General features: G+C 69.5%; 1 protein-coding gene. It reads right to left on the minus strand.

Translation table 11 applies throughout. The annotated features are described in order from the left end of the window. Positions 1 to 185, minus strand: a 185-nt coding sequence (locus tag ADL01_RS42685) for an acyltransferase domain-containing protein (protein WP_234354822.1), incomplete at its 3' end; no start/stop codon positions are given. Positions 186 to 210: the final 25 nt, after the last annotated feature.

Genomic DNA, 210 nt, shown 5'->3' on the forward strand with positions numbered 1-210 from the left:
GCCTGCGGGGCAACCCCGTCCAACGCCTCGCCGATCTGCTGCTCGATCTGCTCCACGTACGAGGAATGCGACGCGTAGTCGACCGGGATCGTGCGCGCACGGATGCCGTTCGCGACGCACTGCGCCACCAGCTCCTCCAGCGCCTCGGGCTCACCCGACACCACCACCTGAGCAGGCCCGTTCACGGCGGCAAGCTCAATCCGGCCGTCC

It is taken from the genome of Streptomyces sp. NRRL WC-3618, from assembly GCF_001280005.1.
Taxonomy (GTDB): domain Bacteria; phylum Actinomycetota; class Actinomycetes; order Streptomycetales; family Streptomycetaceae; genus Streptomyces.